At 30.6% G+C, this 18177-nt stretch carries 11 protein-coding genes; 9 read left to right on the top strand and 2 right to left on the bottom strand.

Features of this window, described 5'->3' with window-relative positions; all coding sequences use genetic code 11:
* The first annotated feature begins 221 nt into the window (after positions 1-221).
* The 6 genes from T483_RS0100740 to T483_RS0100715 all read left to right on the top strand — a co-directional run bounded on the left by T483_RS0100740 (position 222) and on the right by T483_RS0100715 (position 12436).
* A complete protein-coding gene (locus T483_RS0100740) occupies positions 222-2489 on the top strand; it encodes an N-acetylmuramoyl-L-alanine amidase (RefSeq protein ID WP_026885083.1) in 2268 nt (755 codons plus the stop codon).
* A 598-nt stretch (positions 2490-3087) separates the two neighbouring features.
* The gene (locus tag T483_RS0100735; RefSeq protein WP_026885082.1) at positions 3088-5073 is read left to right on the top strand and encodes an N-acetylmuramoyl-L-alanine amidase; all 1986 of its coding nucleotides are present in this window, start codon (positions 3088-3090) and stop codon (positions 5071-5073) included.
* Between the two features lie 507 nt (positions 5074-5580).
* Positions 5581-5979 (top strand): hypothetical protein, encoded by a 399-nt coding sequence (locus T483_RS0100730; RefSeq protein WP_026885081.1) that lies wholly within the window; start codon positions 5581-5583, stop codon positions 5977-5979.
* A 391-nt stretch (positions 5980-6370) separates the two neighbouring features.
* Positions 6371-9451, top strand: coding sequence for an N-acetylmuramoyl-L-alanine amidase family protein (locus T483_RS0100725; RefSeq protein WP_026885080.1), 3081 nt, complete (start codon positions 6371-6373; stop codon positions 9449-9451).
* A gap of 314 nt (positions 9452-9765) precedes the next feature.
* On the top strand, positions 9766-11616 hold the full coding sequence (locus tag T483_RS0100720; RefSeq protein ID WP_026885079.1) for an NTP transferase domain-containing protein: 1851 nt from the start codon (positions 9766-9768) through the stop codon (positions 11614-11616).
* Positions 11617-11740: 124 nt separating this feature from the next.
* Positions 11741-12436 (top strand): CTP--phosphocholine cytidylyltransferase, encoded by a 696-nt coding sequence (locus T483_RS0100715; protein ID WP_026885078.1) that lies wholly within the window; start codon positions 11741-11743, stop codon positions 12434-12436.
* A gap of 120 nt (positions 12437-12556) precedes the next feature.
* On the opposite strand, the gene T483_RS0100710 is transcribed toward T483_RS0100715, so the two are convergent.
* Positions 12557-13252, bottom strand: a complete 696-nt coding sequence (locus T483_RS0100710; RefSeq protein WP_026885077.1) for an NAD(P)H-dependent oxidoreductase — start codon at positions 13250-13252, stop codon at positions 12557-12559.
* 6 nt (positions 13253-13258) lie between these two features.
* The gene (locus tag T483_RS0100705) at positions 13259-13867 is read right to left on the bottom strand and encodes a TetR/AcrR family transcriptional regulator (RefSeq protein WP_026885076.1); all 609 of its coding nucleotides are present in this window, start codon (positions 13865-13867) and stop codon (positions 13259-13261) included.
* A gap of 445 nt (positions 13868-14312) precedes the next feature.
* Here T483_RS0100705 and T483_RS0100700 point away from each other — a divergent pair, with 445 nt between their 5' ends.
* The 3 genes from T483_RS0100700 to T483_RS0100690 all read left to right on the top strand — a co-directional run bounded on the left by T483_RS0100700 (position 14313) and on the right by T483_RS0100690 (position 17775).
* Positions 14313-15773 (top strand): oligosaccharide flippase family protein, encoded by a 1461-nt coding sequence (locus T483_RS0100700; protein WP_026885075.1) that lies wholly within the window; start codon positions 14313-14315, stop codon positions 15771-15773.
* A 636-nt stretch (positions 15774-16409) separates the two neighbouring features.
* On the top strand, positions 16410-17507 hold the full coding sequence (locus T483_RS0100695) for a membrane protein (RefSeq protein ID WP_026885074.1): 1098 nt from the start codon (positions 16410-16412) through the stop codon (positions 17505-17507).
* Position 17508: 1 nt separating this feature from the next.
* Positions 17509-17775 (top strand): hypothetical protein, encoded by a 267-nt coding sequence (locus T483_RS0100690; RefSeq protein ID WP_026885073.1) that lies wholly within the window; start codon positions 17509-17511, stop codon positions 17773-17775.
* The last annotated feature ends 402 nt before the right edge of the window (positions 17776-18177 follow it).

Raw genomic sequence — 18177 nt, 5'->3', positions numbered from 1 at the left:
TTAGATGAATTCTAGATATAAATTTGCAATTACAACGTATATATAATGATTGTAATAAATTAACATATTTATTTATTAGAAATTGATTAAAGTTATGAAATTTACTGCTAACAAAACAATAAGTATGGTTTTATTCTAAAAAAGCCCTCATTTTTTGAAATTTACCTTTAATGCCATGACGTTTTTTGTTAAAATCAAATATAAGGAGGTGGCACACTATTTTGAATATTAAAAGGAAACTTACAACGTTTGCATTAGCATTTGCAGTTCTATTAAGCTTAATTCCAGCATTAAGGGTACAAGCAGCGACTACTGATTTTAAAATAATTTCAGACAGTAAGGTTACTGCAAAACAAGCAAAAAATTGGGCTAAGTCTAAAGGAGCAACAGATACTTTTATGGGTCTAGCGGATCTCTACTTTAAATATGCGCCAGAATGTGGTGACGTAAATCCAGCAATTGCATATGTGCAAGCAGCAAAAGAGACTGGATACGGCAATTTTGGTGGTGTTTTAGATGAAAGTTATCATAATCCATGTGGACTTAAAAACCCATCTGGTGGAGGAGATACTGACAAAAACGCTCACAAAAAATTTGATAGCTGGGATGAAGGTGTACAAGCACATTTGGATCATTTAGCTTTATATGCAGGGGCAGATGGATATCCAAGAAAGGATACCTATGATCCAAGACATTTTGTGACAATTAAGGGTAAAGCAACTACGGTAAATTCTTTAGGCGGAAAATGGGCGCCTAGTGCTACATATGGAGAAGAAATCAATGCATTATATAAGAATTTAATGGATTATGCTGGAGTTGATTATCCAAAAGATAATGGTAAACCGTCAAATCAATCATCAAATGCAGCGCCAAATCCAGCAACTCCTGAAAGTAAACCTAGTGCGCCAAGTTCATCTGATGTTATTACAGAGAATAAGCCACAAAATGTAAATGATACTGTAGACAATAGTGTTAGTATAACATCAAACATTGGTTGGAAGCATGAAGATGGAGCTTGGTATTACTATAAATCAGATAATGCTAAAGCTGTTGGTTGGATTAAACCAGATAAAAATTGGTATTACTTAAATGATGAAAATGGTAAAATGACAACTGGTTGGGTAAAAGATAATGGAGTATGGCACTATTTAGATAAATCAGGTGCTATGGCAAAGGGCTGGACGCAAGTAGATAACAATTGGTATTTACTAAAAGATTCAGGTGCTATGGAAACAGGATTTCAATTTGATGGATCAGGATTATATTATTTAAATGAGTCTGGAGCTATGGCTACTTATAATGGCTGGGCTAAGATAGATAGTAAATGGTATTATTTTGAGAAAAGTGGAAAGATAAAAACAGGATGGTTCAAGGAAAATGCTAAGTGGTATTATCTTCAAGGCGATGGAAGCATGGTAACTGGTCTTAAAAATGTAGATAATAAGAAATATATGTTTAATGATAATGGAACCATGGCTACTGGCTGGATAAAATTAAACAATTACTGGTATTACTTTAATACAGATGGTAGTATGGCAACAGGATGGATTATTGATAATGGAACTTACTATTATTTATATGAAACCGGAGCTATGGCTAAAGGATGGATCAATCTTGGTGGAGCATGGTATTATTTAAAAGACAGTGGTGCTATGGCAACGGGATGGATTACATCTAATGGAGATTCTTATTACCTAGATACTTCAACGGGAGGAATGGTTACTAATACAACAATAGATGGGTTTAAGATTGGCTCTGATGGGAAAAAGCAGGTTTCATCCAATCAAAATGATGAAGTTAACTCAGGGAATAATACTCCAGCAGATCAAAACGATGAAGATAATTCGGGAAATGCCCCTTCAACAGGAAGTAATTCTTCAAATGGCAAAAAGACCATAGTAATAGATGCTGGTCATGATTATGGTAAAGATTATGGTGCTGAAAGCACTATTGATGGAGTTACTTACAGTGAAACGGTTTTAAATATGCAAGTTGCAGATAAATTAAAGACAGAACTTCAAAGTCGAGGATACAATGTAGTAATGACGAGAAATCTTGGCGAGCAGCCTTCATATGGTTCATTAGTTACAAGCCTTACGCATAGAGTTGATGTTGCCAATAATGCAAATGCAGATTTCTTTATAAGTATACACCACAATTCAGCAAGCGAGACAGCTAAAGGGGTATTAACTCTTTATAGCTCAGAAAGTCAAGACTCTAAATTTGGTGGCAAGTTAGATAGCAGCAGAATAGAAAAAAGCAGGCAAATTGCGACTCTTATAAATAGTAATATTGCTAATAAGCTTGGCTTAAATAATAGAGGTGGTCAAGAACAAAATTTATTTGTATGTAGAAATACAAATATACCAGCAGTTTTAGTTGAAGTTGGATTTATAACAAATAAAGAAGAAGCAGCAAGATGTGCTGATCCAGCTAGTCAGCAAAAAGTAGCTCAAGCAATAGCAGAAGTTATAGCTGATAATATTTAAAATATAACTTTATAAAATAAAGTGAAATCTGATTCAGGTGGAAGTTTATCTTCTAACTGAATCTTAGTTGAACTTATGGTCGCAAAGGTCACAACGCCTAAGGTGTGCCACTATTATCTCACTGTTAAGCAAATAAGTGAAAAAGTCCCAATCTATGATTTCGTAGGGATATTTACTCTGTGAATAATCATCTGGTTTTAGGGAGAGGAGTTTCATATAAAGTTGGAGTGTTACAGTGGATAGACATCAGATAAAAGCTTTGAAGTGTTAGTTAGTAACGCTTCAAGGCTTTTATTTACTTAGCTAGATCATGCATGTGTTATGTTATCGATTTTAATAAAAATCTCTTTTGTTTTTGTACTTAATCTATGTAGATTACGGGGTAAACAAATGTAAGAAATTTAATATTATAAGAATGCATTGTTAAATTTATGATTATATTCGACAATTTTATTTAAGATAATACCATATTATTGGATATATTAGTACCTAAAACAGAGCGAAGGCTTGTACTATATAATGGACAAATTGTTTTACGGAAAATTTTGTCCATATAATTTTTGTTCTTTAGAACTAAATAGAACGGGGGAAAGCTGTTTTGAAGGCTATTAAGAGATCGACTACATTATTTTTCGCTTTTGTGATAGTTTTAATATTAATTCCTATTACTAGTGTAAAAGCGGCTATCACTGATATTAAGATAGTATCAGAGACGAAAGTAACAGCAAAACAGGCTGAACAATGGGCTAAATCAAAAGGTGCAACCGATGCATTTATTAATCTGGCACAGTTATATTGGACATATTCACCAGAACATGGCAATGTTAATCCGGCTGTGGCATATGTGCAAGCGGCAAAGGAAACAGGATATGGTAAGTTTGGAGGAGTTATAAATGAAAGTTACCATAATCCATGTGGATTGAAAATAAGTGCTGGTGGATCGGATAATGATCCAAATGCTCATCAAAAATTCAACACATGGGATGAGGGTGTGCAAGCTCATTTAGATCATCTAGCACTTTATGCAGGTGGAGAGGGTTATCCGAGGAGTGAGTCATACGATCCAAGAGATTTTATCACCATAAAAGGTACTGTAGTAACGGTAAATGCTTTAGGCGGAAAGTGGGCTCCGAGTCTTACATATGGTGAAGAAGTTAATAAGTTATATAATGATTTGCTAATTTCATCAGGAATTGTATCAAAATCAGATTCTAATACATCTGGAAATGATGGTAGTGATAAAGATTCAGGCAAAGATGTGGGAACTGGTAATCCGCAAACCAATTCAACAGTTCCAACGGGTATGGAGGCAACCAAACCAATATCAACATCATCTGATGCGGTTGATGGGATTTCTTCAGCAATAGGTTGGAGATTTGAAAATGGAATTTGGTATTATTACAAATCAGATGGATCTAAAGCTACTGGATGGATTAAGCCTGATGGTAACTGGTATTATTTATACAGTGATGGAAGTATGGCAAAAGGCTGGAGCCTTTTAAGAGGAAAATGGTATTACTTTAAATCAAGTGGAGCAATGCAGCTTGGGTGGATAAAAGACAGCAATAAGTGGTACTATCTTCAGGGTGATGGAAGTATGATTACTGGATTTAACTTGATTGATGGTAAGAAGTACTTTTTGGATTCAAGTGGAGCAATGAAGACAGGATGGGTTTCGGTTAGTGGACAATGGTATTATTTCAATACTGATGGAAGTATGATTACTGGATGGATTAAACCAGATGGAAGTTGGTACTATTTGTATTCTAATGGAGTTATGTCAACGAATTGGATTCAGCTTAATGGAACTTGGTATTATTTAAGAAGCAATGGCACCATGGCGACAGGCTGGATTTCATCTGGAAATGCATTCTATTACTTGCTCCCAGTTTCAGGAGCTATGGCTAAGAATGTGGTTATAAATGGATGGCAGATAGGTGAAGATGGAAAAAGAGGAGATAGACTACCAGGGACTACAAATGGTAAAGTTATAGTTATAGACCCAGGACATAACTTTGGTGGTGATGATGGTGCTTATTCAACGCACAACGGAATTACATATGCAGAGAGAGATTTAAATATGCAGGTTGCGGACAGGCTAAAAGAAAAACTTGAAGCAAATGGATATACAGTAATTATGACTAGAGAATCATCTGATAGAGAAATCTTAGGAGTTACTCAAAGTCTTACCAACAGAGTTAATATAGCAAATAATTCAAAGGCTGATCTATTTATAAGTTTGCATCATAATTCAGCTGATGCAGAAGCGGCAAGAGGAGTTGAAGTTTATTATAGTTCGAAATCACAAGACGAAAGTTTTGGTGGAGGATATAGTTACGATAGGCTTTCTAAAAGTATGAGTATAGCCTCGTCTATAGCATCATCTCTTACAAATAGTACGGGTGCCATAAATAGAGGCGCTAGAGATGGAAATTTATTTGTATGTAGAAATACTACAATGCCGGCTGTTTTAATTGAGCTAGGATTTATAAGCAATACAGATGAAGCTAAGAAATGTGCAGATTCATCATATCAAGATGTGGAAGCGACAGCAGTTGCTAATGCAGTTTCAACAGCAATTTAAATCATTTTACTATTAAACAGAAGAGGTAAGTTAATAGTTATAAAAATATAATAGGTAAAATTTTAATACAATATACGGACATGATATCTTGTTATGATAATCTGTATATTGTATTATTTTTTTTAGAGATAGTATTAAACACAAACAAAAAAACAAAGTTTATTTGTTTGTACATTTCTAATCATCTTTAAATTGAAAAATATTGGAATAGAGTTAATAAGATAGTGCTTTGTCTTATATCCAATAGGCAGTATTTACCATGAGATTGGATTGTATTTTATTTTATGTACTATATGTGGAGAATCTATGATTTAATGTGGTAAACTTATTTTTTAGAAAAAAATAAATCTATATTTGAAATTATAAGTTATAGGCTTTTATATAATTTAGCCATAAGTGTACCTCTAATAATAAAAATTAATAGATTATTAATAATATAAATATTGATAGATTTGATTAGTTAAACTATATTTTTTATAGTAATAAAATTTAAGCGAGGTGAAGTAAATGGATAGGCTGAGAAGATTTATGTTTGGAAGATATGGCGGAGATGAATTATCTAAAGCATTACTTGTTTTATCTTTTATATTGTTGTTAGTAATGAACTTTTTACCAAGATATTTAGGGATTTTAGTAGTTTTTGCATATGTTCCGGCACTTATATGTATTTTTAGAATATTTTCAAGAAATATATATAAGAGAAGAAGCGAGAATTATAAATATTTAAAAATTAAAAGTAAAGTAATAATGTGGTTTGAAAATAATTTAAATAGGATAAAAACATTAAAAAACTTTAAATACTACACTTGCTCAAATTGCAAGCAGAGATTAAGGGTACCAAGAGGAAAAGGAAAAATGTCTATTACATGTCCAAAATGCAAAAGTTCATTTAAAGGAAAGTCGTAAAAAGATTTTGCATTAAAATTTATATATAGGGTCTTCCATAATATATTTGTTTTGTATTATATTATGGAGGACTTTTATCTTTTGGATGAACATGAGATTATATGATTTTTTTAATCATATGCTAATATTTGAAGTATCATGGAATGATATTCATTAAGTTCATGAATATCATATAAATTCCTAAAGATAGAAATATATAATTCGATAATTATATAGTAGATATACTTAAATTTCAAATTTAATAACAGCAAAATATTTTAGCATATTAATTTAATAATAATTTGGTATTGGCAAACCAATAAGATTATTAAATAATATGATTATATAAACATAATGAAGTGATCATTAACTGAAGTTTTTAATTTTTAATACAATATAGGAGGATGACAAAATGGGTAAAATCGAAAGTAGATTTATAGCATTATTGGTTGTATTCACAAGTATAGCATCATTTTTCTCATTAGGTTTTTTGGGACAAGTAGCTAAAGCAGATGATATTGCAGATGCTCAAGCAGTAACGGTAAATATAACAGGAGAAAATACAGCACTTACTTCTAGAATAGATCCTACAACTAAGGAAGTAATATATTCAACTACGGAGCTATTAAATCAAGACGGTTCACAGCCAGATAAAGGATTTGACATTACAGTTAAGAATGTAAGCAAAAGCGTATCAGATTTGGAAAGCCAAGCAAAAGGTAATGGCATGCAAAGTGGTGCAGCTACTGGAGTTACATATCAAGAAATTCAACTGATATCAATAAACGATGTACCTATAACTGATACAGTATCGCTAAAAGACTTAGGTATAAGTTATGCTGATATTTCAGGAGTAGGCTTAAATGGACAAAATGTTATTGGCAAGAGAATAATAGGATTATCACTTGGTATTAATGAAATATCATATAAGATAATATATAGAACGCGAACAGTAAGTTATACTCCTACATTAGATTCCAATCAAAAGCCAACAGGAACTGGGACATTTGATGATGGAAAAGAGATAGAACATGCAAGCACTAGTAATTCAAAGATGACAATTGAACAAGCAACTGCATTTGTTACTCAACAGATACAATCATTATTGTATAAATCTTACGTAGGTAAAGCGTCGGATTTTGGTTCGAATGATGAGATCTCAAATGATAAAAATAACAAAGCGCCATTTTTATATACACAAGTTGGAGAACCAGATGCAGATATGCCACTTAGATATAGTTTTTATGTACCAGATTCTACCGATATGTTAAAATATATAATAAATTTTAGAAAAGACTTAAGTAGTGCGGAAGTATATAAAAACGGTGTAAAGGATAGTGGTATAGACACCAGCAGTAATTCGTTGCAAGGTAGTTTGGGAAGTATAGGGGAATCAGCTCTTATTGTACTAAAGGTTACAGGAGTTGATAATATTATTGCAAAATCGTATGCGATAAAAATAAAATACAATGCATTAGATGCAAGTAAGGATTTTAGTATAAAAGATGCAGGAATAACAAAACTTGATTATGATGATGATAATACAGTAGCGGCTTATATAGGAAAAACTTTTAATGTTACTAAAGATGCTCAAGGTTTTGCTGTATATAATGGAAAAATAGTATTAGATTCACGAGCAAGAATGGTGAGTGTTGATCCCACATTAATATGTGGAAAAGAGTCTGTCGGATATATTATAACAAATAACTATAAAGATTCCACTGGAAAAACTGTTACGGAAAAATCTGTACTTAAAAACGGAAAGCAATTTGTAGATTTTCTTGCTAGTTCGACCAGCAATCAGATACAATTAGATGTTTATCCAGGTTCTAATGGAAGCGTGACAGATTCGTCTCACATATTGGCTAGATATTGCCTAGATGTTGTAGCTCCTGATGCAAATGGTGGTAACTTTAATATGGCTTTGACATTTGGAAATGGTGTTACATTGACACAACCAGGTGTAAAGGGAAGCGTCTTAGATTTTAGTTCAGCTAGACGTACATATGATCTTTATTATGGAAGTATTGATCCAGTAAGTGTAGCTTTCTCTGGATCTAGAAGTAACAAAAATGAATATATAAAAGTTTTTTTTGCAGATTCAGCAGATAGTACTAATCTTAAGGAAGCAACAGAATCGTTGGCTAATGAATATAATAATGATCCAACTAGCCCAGATTACTTAAAGAGGAATATTAGTGTTGATGTTAGTATAGGAACAGCTAGGAAAATGGTTGTTCAGGCATATTATGATGAATTTAAAGATGAAAAGCAAGCAGATGGAACTACTAAAAAAGTTTTATCTGGAAGTTATCCAGTAGGAAATAGCTATGTATTTTATTTGCCGGAAAATGATAATGGTTCAGGTTCTCCAACACCAGGGCAAAATTCGAATAATGCTTTGTTAAATTCATTAAAGGTCAAAGGATATACGTTAACAGATAGTGATGGAAATACAAGCTTTTCTAGTGATAAATCGGATTATACAGTTACAGTTGCTAAAGAAGATACAACAGAAAAAATAACTGCTACAGCACAAGATGATAATATTAAATCAATTGTTGCAAATATTAATGGAAGTGATTCGACTTATAATTTAGTCTCAGGGCAAGCAACTGATATTCCATTAAATTCAAATGGAACTACAACTATTAAGATAGTTGTCACAGCCCAAGATGGAACTATTACTAAAACATATAATATTGTAATTGTTAATAATTCTAAAGGTGCTAATGCAAATTTGAAAAATGTAATTCTTAATGTAGGAGATTATAATTTTGATCCTAAAGAAGATGTAACTAAAGTGCGTGTTGATCAAAATGTGAATAACATCAAGGTAACTCCAATTACAGAAGACTCTAAAGCTAGAGCTAGTGTAAATGGAGAAGAATATTCAGATAGCGCAATAAACGTGAGCTTAAAAGGAACTCAAAAAACTGAGATCAGTATAGAAGTTAAATCAGAAGATGGTACTGAAAGTAAAACTTATACTTTAGAAGTTTATAGGGTCGACTCTTCAGATTGGAATAATGATGATGATAACAATAATAGTGGCAATGATGATGATCAATTTTATGATAACTATAATGATTGTTGGGTAGATTTAACTAAGTATGATGAATGGGGAACAGTAAATGGAAAGCCAGCATACTTTGATAAAAAGAGCAGACAAGTTAAAAATGCATGGATATCTACTGGTGGAAAGTACTACTATCTAAATAATTTAGGATATAGAGCATCAGGATGGAAAGTTGATGATAAGACTGGTCAAACATATTACCTAGATCCAACAACCGGAGAGATGAGAAAAGGATGGATGAATTTAAATAATAGCTGGTATTACTTAGGACTAAATGGAGTAATGAAAAAAGGCTGGTTAAATTTAAATGGAAAATGGTATTACTTTACTCCAAATGGACAAATGGTATTAAATCAAAGTATGTATATCGATGATGGTGTATATAAATTTGGACAAGATGGGGCTATGTACTAAAAGTGTAATAAGAAAATAGGATAATATATATGAATTAATAAGAGTTTGTTTATGAATTCTTAAGAGTGGAAGCTGTATCGCTTATGTGTATTCTTAATTTAAATTTAGAATAGGCAAAGACGGTACAGCTTTTATTTATAATTACCCTAAACAAATCATTATTAGTAAAAATAATAAAGAATTATATATTGTAGCAAGTTTGATCTATAAGGTGGTTTTTATTGACAACTGAAATTTTAGGGAATATAATTATTGTAGTTCAAATTTCGAACATGAAATGAGTTATATTTATTTAAAGGGGAGTTAGGTGTAATATGTTAGAAGATAGGATAGAAATTTTAAAGACGTTAAATGATAATTTTAATATTAATCAAAGAGAATTGGCTAAAAGAACTAATATATCCCTTGGGAAGGTTAATGCAGTTTTAAAGGAATTCACTATGGATGGATTTATTGACAGAATAACTAATAATAGAGGAACTTTATATAAAGTAACTGAAAAAGGTATGAAGTTTTTAGAGGAAAACATTGCTTCTGCAAAAAGTACTAGATTAAAGATTCATGAAGAAGAGAAAAAAATAGTTAAACAAGCTGTAATACTTGCAGCAGGTAAGGCCGAGGAATTTGGGAAACCTGTAGGAATGTTGGATATTGAAGACTTTAGGCTTATCGATAGAACTCTAAATATATTAAAAGAAAATGGAATAACTAAGACTATCATAGTAACTGGATATGAAAGTCAATACTATGAAGAAGCTTTTGAAAATAGTAAGAATATAATATTAGTAAAGAGTGACACTTATAAATGGACAGGAACAATGCACTCATTATCTTTAGCTAAAGATTATATAGATGATGATTTTTTACTTATTGAAAATGATTTAATTTTTGAAAAAAGAGCTATTAAGGAATTAGCGGAAAGTCAAAATCGTGATTGCATTCTTTTCACAAATGAAAGTGGATCAGGTGATGAAGCATTTGTTGAAATAAGAGATAATCATTTATTCAAGATGTCTAAAGATATTCATCAATTTAATAGAATCGACGGAGAAATGATAGGGCTTACTAAGATATCTTATAAATTATATACGATGATGCTTGAAGAATTTAAAGGAAATGTGAATCCGTATTTAAATTATGAATATGTACTATTGGATGTTGCTAGAAATTACAACATCGGTTTTGTTAAAATAGATGATCTTGCATGGGGCGATGCAGATAGTTCTAAAGAATATGAAAAAATCAAAAATTATCTTTATCCAACTATAAGAAGAAGAGAGTTAAGTTATGAGATAAGTAACATAAAATCTATTGTTAGAGAATCTTTAAAGGTAACTGGTGAAGATATTACAGAAGTTGAGCCAGCAGGTGGTATGACAAATAAAAATTATAAAATATGTGTTAAAGGTGATAGATACATCTTAAGAGTAGCAGGTGTTGGAACTGAACAAATGATTAATAGAAACACGGAAATGTTTAATTCGGCGATTGCCTCTGAGAAAGGCTATAATGTAGAAGTACCTTATTTTAATCTTGAAACTGGAGTTAAAATATCTAAGTTTATAGAAAATGCAGAAACTTTAACTCATAGAAGTATTAAGAAAGAAGAAAACTTAAAACAAGTTACAGCTATTTTAAGAGACCTACATGAATGTACTGATTTTCATATGGATAATGAGTTCAGTATGTTTAGAGAACTTGAAAAATATGAAGGGATTTTAAGAAAAGACAATGGAGACTTCTTTGAGGATTATGCTGAAGTAAGAGAAAAGGTTATGGCTCTTGAAGAAGAACTAAATAGATGCAACAGAGCATATGTGCCATCTCATAATGATTTGGTTTCGGAAAACTTTGTTAAGGATACTGCAGGCAGAATTTATTTAATCGATTGGGAATACAGTGGAATTAATGATGATATGTGGGATTTGGCAGCTCTTTCTTTAGAAAATGAATTTTCAGAAGATGATATCGAGTTAATGTTTAGATTATATTTTAAAGGAAAAGATGCTGATAAAGATTCAAGAAGAAGATTATTAATTCATCAAATATGCCAAGATTTCTTATGGGCAGTTTGGACATTGATCAAGGAAGCAGAAGGAGACGATTTTGGTACTTATGGAATAGATAGATATAATAGAGCTAAGGAATATTTAAATAAACTTTAATTATAAATCAAATTTATAAGTTTGGTGAGATATCACATAAGTCTAGGATATAATTTGTTTATTTATATGTATTAAGATTTAAAATGATTTATATATTTTTTAATTAGCTGAGGAGAAGGTAGATATGAGAGCAATTTTAATGGCAGCGGGCATGGGAACTAGATTAAGACCATTAACCGAAAATACTCCAAAATCTTTAATAGAAGTTAATGGAATGTCTTTACTTGAAAGGCAAATAATAAATTTAAAAGAAATTGGGATTGACGAGATTATAGTATTAACTGGCTACTTACATGAAAAGTTTGATGAAATTGTAAAAAAATATGATTTGATTAAAGTGATTAATGATAAATATAATGTTTATAATAACATATATACTATGTATCTAGTTAGACAATATCTTAAAGATACGTTTGTTATAGATGCAGATAATTATATTACAAGAAACTTTTTACCAAAAAGCAAACCTAATACATCGATATATTATTCAGCTTGTAAGGAAAATATAGAAGGTGAATGGATTTTAAAGTATGATGATAATGACAGAATATTTGGCGTTGATATTGGAAAAAAAGGTGATAATCCAAGCTACATAATGTCTGGAGCATCTTTTTGGACTGAGAAAGATGGGGAACTTATAGCACGAAAAGTTGAGGGAGCAATAAATAAAGGAGATTTTAGAGATTTATATTGGGATAGTATTGCAGTAGATAACCTTGAGCACATGGAGGTGCATATCGAAAAGATACAATCAAACGATATATTTGAAATAGATTCATTGCAAGATTTAGCATATCTGAAAAATGAGCTGAAATTATAATTTAATGATATAAAAGTAGAATATAATATGGGACTATGAAAAACTACACTAAAATATACTTGTTTTGATCAAGGTATATTTTTGTGTAGTTTTTTTATGTAAAAATATATGTTTAAAAGGCTATTGAATATGTCTATTATGCAAGTGAGATTGATATTTCCAGGAACCAAATTGTATAACATTTGAACTGTTATCTATAAGGGTATGATTATTTTTTGAAAGATCTATTTTTCTCAAAATTGATGTTTTCTTATTATATGTATGATTATGTAGATCTAATATTTTATAGGAAAGTTTGAAGATATCTTTATTTATTTTCATTTTAGCTTTTAAGCTGACATTTTCCCAATTTATCTCATAAAGAGTTCTACAAAACTTTAAAGTGTTTTTTATTCCTAATGAATTAAGATTTCTTTTTAAAATTTTAGAAGTATAGAAAAGACCAGCACCAGAAGTTGTTGATATAGATAATCCGATTTTGCTATGCATTGGCGATTTTGGACTACGTAACAGATAAGAGCAGCATAGCCTATGCAAGAACAGCTTCATTTCATTGCTAATATCACATTTTGATACTTGGGAAGCTATTATAAATAAATCAGAGTTATCTAACGAATTAATAATATATTCCATACTATTATTAATGTTTAAATTAACATCAGGATAAAAAAGACATCCATTATAAACATAATCTTTTGATAAGAAAAATTCCGTGACTTTTAGATCTATATTAAGTTTAAGAGCATTTAGTAAGAGTTGTACACAACTATATGTACTTGTTTCGCTTGAAGTATCATAAATGACGATTACATTCACAAGAGATCATCCTTTCATTATATATGTATCTTTAAACTCTGAAATATGATTTTCTAGGGATATACGTTCTTTATCCGTTAAGCTTTCATGTTTGTAAAATAGTAAGAAAACCGGAGAGTAGAATTGAAGAGCTAATGTATAAGGATCTTTTTTTATAAATATATTTGAATTTATTAATTTCGAAAATAAATCAGCTTGAAAATTTAATATATCATCAATAAATATCTTATTATATAAATCTGAAAGCTTAGAATTGTTGCATTGCTCTATCGTCAGTAATTTTCTGAACTTAATCATATTCTCATCTTCCAAGTAAAAATTAAAGATACATGAACTTTTTTTGAAAAAGTACTCGTCAGATAGCCAATTTGTTTTATTAGTCAGATTATCATCAGAATTATCCTTGATTTTTATATTGTCCAAAAACTTATTTACTAGATCTGAATATTTTTGGATTATAGTATCAAAAATATCTTGCTTGTTTTTGAAGTGATTATAAAGAGAACTTGCTTTTATGCCAACTGCTTTGGCGATATCTCTAACAGATATTGCATTAAAACCTTTCCTTGAAAAAAGATTTAATGACTCATAGATAATTTTTTCTCTTGTATTCATAAAAACTCCTCACAAAAATATTATTGCAAAACTTTAAAGTGTTTGATTTATATAATTTAATATATATCAAACACAAACACATATAAATAATAATTAGAGTTTGAAAAAATAGCCATAATATACCACAATACTATTTTGAAATTTCAAACTAACAATCGTTAGTTTCATTATAATCCATAGTAAGAGAAAAGTCCATAAAATTTCAACGTTTTCCGTGGAATTTACATGTGAATTGACAAGGAATAAAGTAGAATGTACAATTGAAAAAGTGAAAAATATACACATATAAAAAAAGCGCGAAGCGCAACCAAGAACTTGTTAAGTACAAATAAGTTCCAATTGGAACTGTGCATTTTAATAAAATGATTTCTGATTTTACCATAAGGTACCTAAAAGTCATGAAATGTGCATTGCTAATTAGAATATATTTATGGAGGGTAAACAAATGGCTAAATCTATTTCGAAAAATGCTATATTCAAGGCGATGCTTAACTTATTTAACATAATTTTGCCAATTTTGGTAATTCCATTAGTTACTAGATCAGTAGGAAAAGAATTATATGGTTATATGGGATATGGAGATTCTCTAACTGCATATTTTTTAATATTTGCAAGCTTTGGAATTTACCAATATGGGCTAAGAGAAATAAGTAAAGTGCGTGATGATAGAGCTAAACTTAGGCAAACATTTACAAGTTTATTTCTTTTTGCGAGTGTTACCAATATTCTAGCTTCAGCTGCGTACATGATATTTGTAGCTATTTTTTACAAGAATGAACCATATTTTTATACATGTATAGTTATGGGCTTTAATTTGGTATTCAATCTTTTTTATGTGGAATGGGTTAATGAAGCATTAGAAAATTATGATTTCATTGCTATTAAAACAATGATAGTTAGAATCGTATATTCTGCGCTGATTTTACTATTTGTTAGAAGACAAGAAGACTATCTGTTTTATTTATACTTAGTTATAGGCTTCAATTTTATAAATAATATAATAAGTTTCGTATACGTAAAAAGAAAAGTAAGGTTCGATTTTTCTAATCTTGAGTTTCTTAGACATTTGAAACCTATGCTTTACGTTGTAATTCTTTCTAATACAGGAGTTTTATATACTCAGCTTGATAAGATCATGCTAAAAGACAGTATTGGTGGAACTACGGATGTTGGTTATTATTATATGGCTCAAAGGGTAACTACTATAGTAAGCACATTACTACTAACAGTTATCCAAGTTACTATGCCAAGGCTTTCTAACTACTTGGGAAATGAATCTAAAGGGGAGTATTTAGTCTTACTAAAAAGGGTTATAAAGATATATTTTTTAATTTTATTTCCGGCATCTATAGGTCTTTTATGTCTTTCTAAAGAGGCTATATATATTTTTGGAGGGCCAGAATTTTTAGCAGCGGTTCCAGTTATGGTTGTGTTTTCAATTCATATGTTAAGTGTTGGAGTTGAAGGAGTAATAGCGAATCAAATAATATATCTTCATGGAAAAGAAAAGTATGATGCTATGTTAGTATTAGCTGGAGGAATACTTAATTTGATTTTTAATGCAATATTATTTTTAACAGGAACATTTAACATGGTTACTGCTATAAGTACGACTCTTCTAGCAAATCTTATTGTAATATGTTTAGAATATAGGATGGTTAAGAAAGTTATAAAATTAGATATACATTTATTTGCTTATGAAAATATAAAGTATTTCTACTATTCTTTAATATTCATTCCTGTAACGTTTGGAATAAAGATTGTTATACATAACATACTTCTTGGGTGCTTAATAGAGGTATTAGCATGTGGATTAATATATGGTGTAATACTTATAATTACTAAAGATCAAGTGTTTTTTGAACTAGCAAATAAATTGCTTGTAAAATTCAAAATTAAAAGATAATTAGGAATTGAATAAGGTATTAAGAGAAGAGTATTTATTATAGAACTCTTGAGTTAGGATCATGCATTTGCGAGTGTTATTGAAAATGGACATGTAAAGTGTCTAAGATATAGCTCTTTCAAAGGCATGATTTTTTATTATTTGGGAAATTATAATGCGGCTAAGTATGTGGATGAATTATATAACAGGCTACTCCATTAGGCTTGAAAGAACCCAAAAAATAAAAAATAATCTATTCGCCTGACTAATTTTTTTGAATTCGTTGGAAAAAGCAGATGATTGAAAAAAATCTACACATATGAAAAGAGTGCGAAGCACAATACGGAACTTAATCATAGTTGCCTGCTACTTTTTTATTATTAATCCTTTAAATATGAACTAGAATGAATTAGTTTGAAATTTTTACGAGAATTTATAATATTTTTCTATGAACGTGTTGATTTGAACGGTGAACAATGATAATATAATGTTGTTCACAAAATGAACTAGAAAGATTAAGGCAGAAATGAGTTTAATATATATTCATTTTGTTTATTATATAGTAAAGAAATAATTTAGTTTAAGAAAATTATTGCAAGGTAGAAAACATAAAAATTATAACTAATACGGACTTATATTTTAAGGGGGAGACTTTTGATGCAAAATATTATACAAAATACCACAGTTAATGAAGCCGCGGTTATTGCAAAAAAGAAATTATCAGCACAATTTTTTAAAAAGGGTATTACGATAGCTTTATTTTCAGGTCTCATGTATGGATTTTATTCAGCATTTTTAACTTTGGGCATGACTAAAGGAGTTTGGGGGGATTGGACTGGAGTAAACTCAGCTGGTTTATCCGCTTTTGTTATTACGTACTTACTAGGGGCACTTGGAAGTGCCGTAAATGATATTTGCAGTGCTGTATGGGCAGTGACTTATGCAATTATTAAAGGTAAGTTTGGAGATTTCTTAAGATGTATTAATACTACTCCAGGCCGTGTAATGATGTTGGCAGCTCTTATAGGAGGACCTATTGCTAGTACGGCTTATGTTATTGGACTTCAGATGGCAGGTTCAATAGTTATTCCGATTACTGCTCTTTGTCCGGCTATTGGTGCTATTTTAGGTAGAATTTTATTCAAGCAGGAATTAAATAAACGTATGATATTAGGTATTGTTATTTGCGTTTGTGCCAGCTTTATGATTGGAAGTACGAGTATTACGGGTGATGCACCAAAAGGTATGCTACTAGGAATTTGCATTGCTTTCATTGCGGCTCTTGGATGGGGATTTGAAGGTTGTGTAGCGGGTTATGGTACATCTATGATTGACTCAGAGATAGGTATTACCATTCGTCAGGTAACAGCAGGCATTTCAAACCTAATTATCTTTATTCCTATTTTAGGAATGATAGCGGGCGGAGTTAATATTTCAACAGAACTTGTGGCTCAAGCATTTACAAGTGGTTCTGCTATGATTTGGTTTGCTGCAAGTGGTCTTTGCGCTTTTATTTCATTTATGACATGGTATAAAGGTAATAGTATGTGTGGTGCTGCACTTGGTATGGCTTGCAATGGTACATATTCATTCTGGGGACCATTCTGCTGTTGGATATTACTTGGTGTAATCTTTGGAATAGATGGTTGGTCATTACCTCCAATCGCTTGGGGGGCAGCAGTACTAATGATAGCTGGTATCTTAGTAATTGCAATGAATCCATTAGATTTATTCAGAAAAAAGGAGGTAAAATAGTATGAAACCACTTAATTATGCTATTTTAAAATACTTTACGAAAGTATCTGAAGCTTGTGCAGAAGACGTTATTGAAGCTTTAAAAGGTGAGTACGGTAAATTTAAAGCCCTTAAAAGAGACGCTGTGATTTCAGCGCTAATGACAGCAGAAGCTAATGGACTTTTAGAAGAAAAAAGATTTGACATGGATGAGTCAGGGAACTTAAGAGTTTATTATCATGCAAATGAAGAAGGAGCAACTACAATTAATAAATACATTAGAGACTAATGACTATATATTTGTGTTAAAGAAGAAAATGAATAATAGTGGTGTAATTGTAGAATAGAAGACAATATATTTTAAAGTTTGAATATATGAAATGCATAACTTATATTGAATGATTAGGAATAAGGCAAATAAACTTTGATTGTACTCAAGGTTTATTAACCCCAAAATATCTCTAATCATGCAGTTATAGGTTGTGCATTATTTTTTTATTACAGAGCAATAGCTTAAGTTGCAATATTCAGATATGGAATATTGGAAAGTAATGATTAAATGGTAAAAAAATAAAATATTGATATTAATTTGACTATAACTATAAAAAAACATAATAATTAATATAATATATATAAAATAATTATAAAATCTGATAAAATTAATATATAATTTGTCTATTAATGATATATT

The sequence above is a fragment of the Clostridium beijerinckii HUN142 genome, from assembly GCF_000621745.1.
GTDB classification, from domain to species: Bacteria; Bacillota; Clostridia; order Clostridiales; family Clostridiaceae; genus Clostridium; species Clostridium beijerinckii_A.
This window is presented reverse-complemented; position numbering and strand designations above follow the sequence as displayed.

Bases quoted from the DNA above. Each gene is read 5' to 3' on its own strand.
- T483_RS0100715 (WP_026885078.1), top strand. From the start codon at position 11,741: ATGAGAGCAATTTTAATGGCAGCGGGCATGGGAACTAGATTAAGACCA.
- T483_RS0100720 (WP_026885079.1), top strand. From the start codon at position 9,766: ATGTTAGAAGATAGGATAGAAATTTTAAAGACGTTAAATGATAATTTT.
- T483_RS0100700 (WP_026885075.1), top strand. From the start codon at position 14,313: ATGGCTAAATCTATTTCGAAAAATGCTATATTCAAGGCGATGCTTAAC.
- T483_RS0100705 (WP_026885076.1), bottom strand. From the start codon at position 13,867: ATGAATACAAGAGAAAAAATTATCTATGAGTCATTAAATCTTTTTTCA.
- T483_RS0100695 (WP_026885074.1), top strand. From the start codon at position 16,410: ATGCAAAATATTATACAAAATACCACAGTTAATGAAGCCGCGGTTATT.
- T483_RS0100690 (WP_026885073.1), top strand. From the start codon at position 17,509: ATGAAACCACTTAATTATGCTATTTTAAAATACTTTACGAAAGTATCT.
- T483_RS0100730 (WP_026885081.1), top strand. From the start codon at position 5,581: ATGGATAGGCTGAGAAGATTTATGTTTGGAAGATATGGCGGAGATGAA.
- T483_RS0100725 (WP_026885080.1), top strand. From the start codon at position 6,371: ATGGGTAAAATCGAAAGTAGATTTATAGCATTATTGGTTGTATTCACA.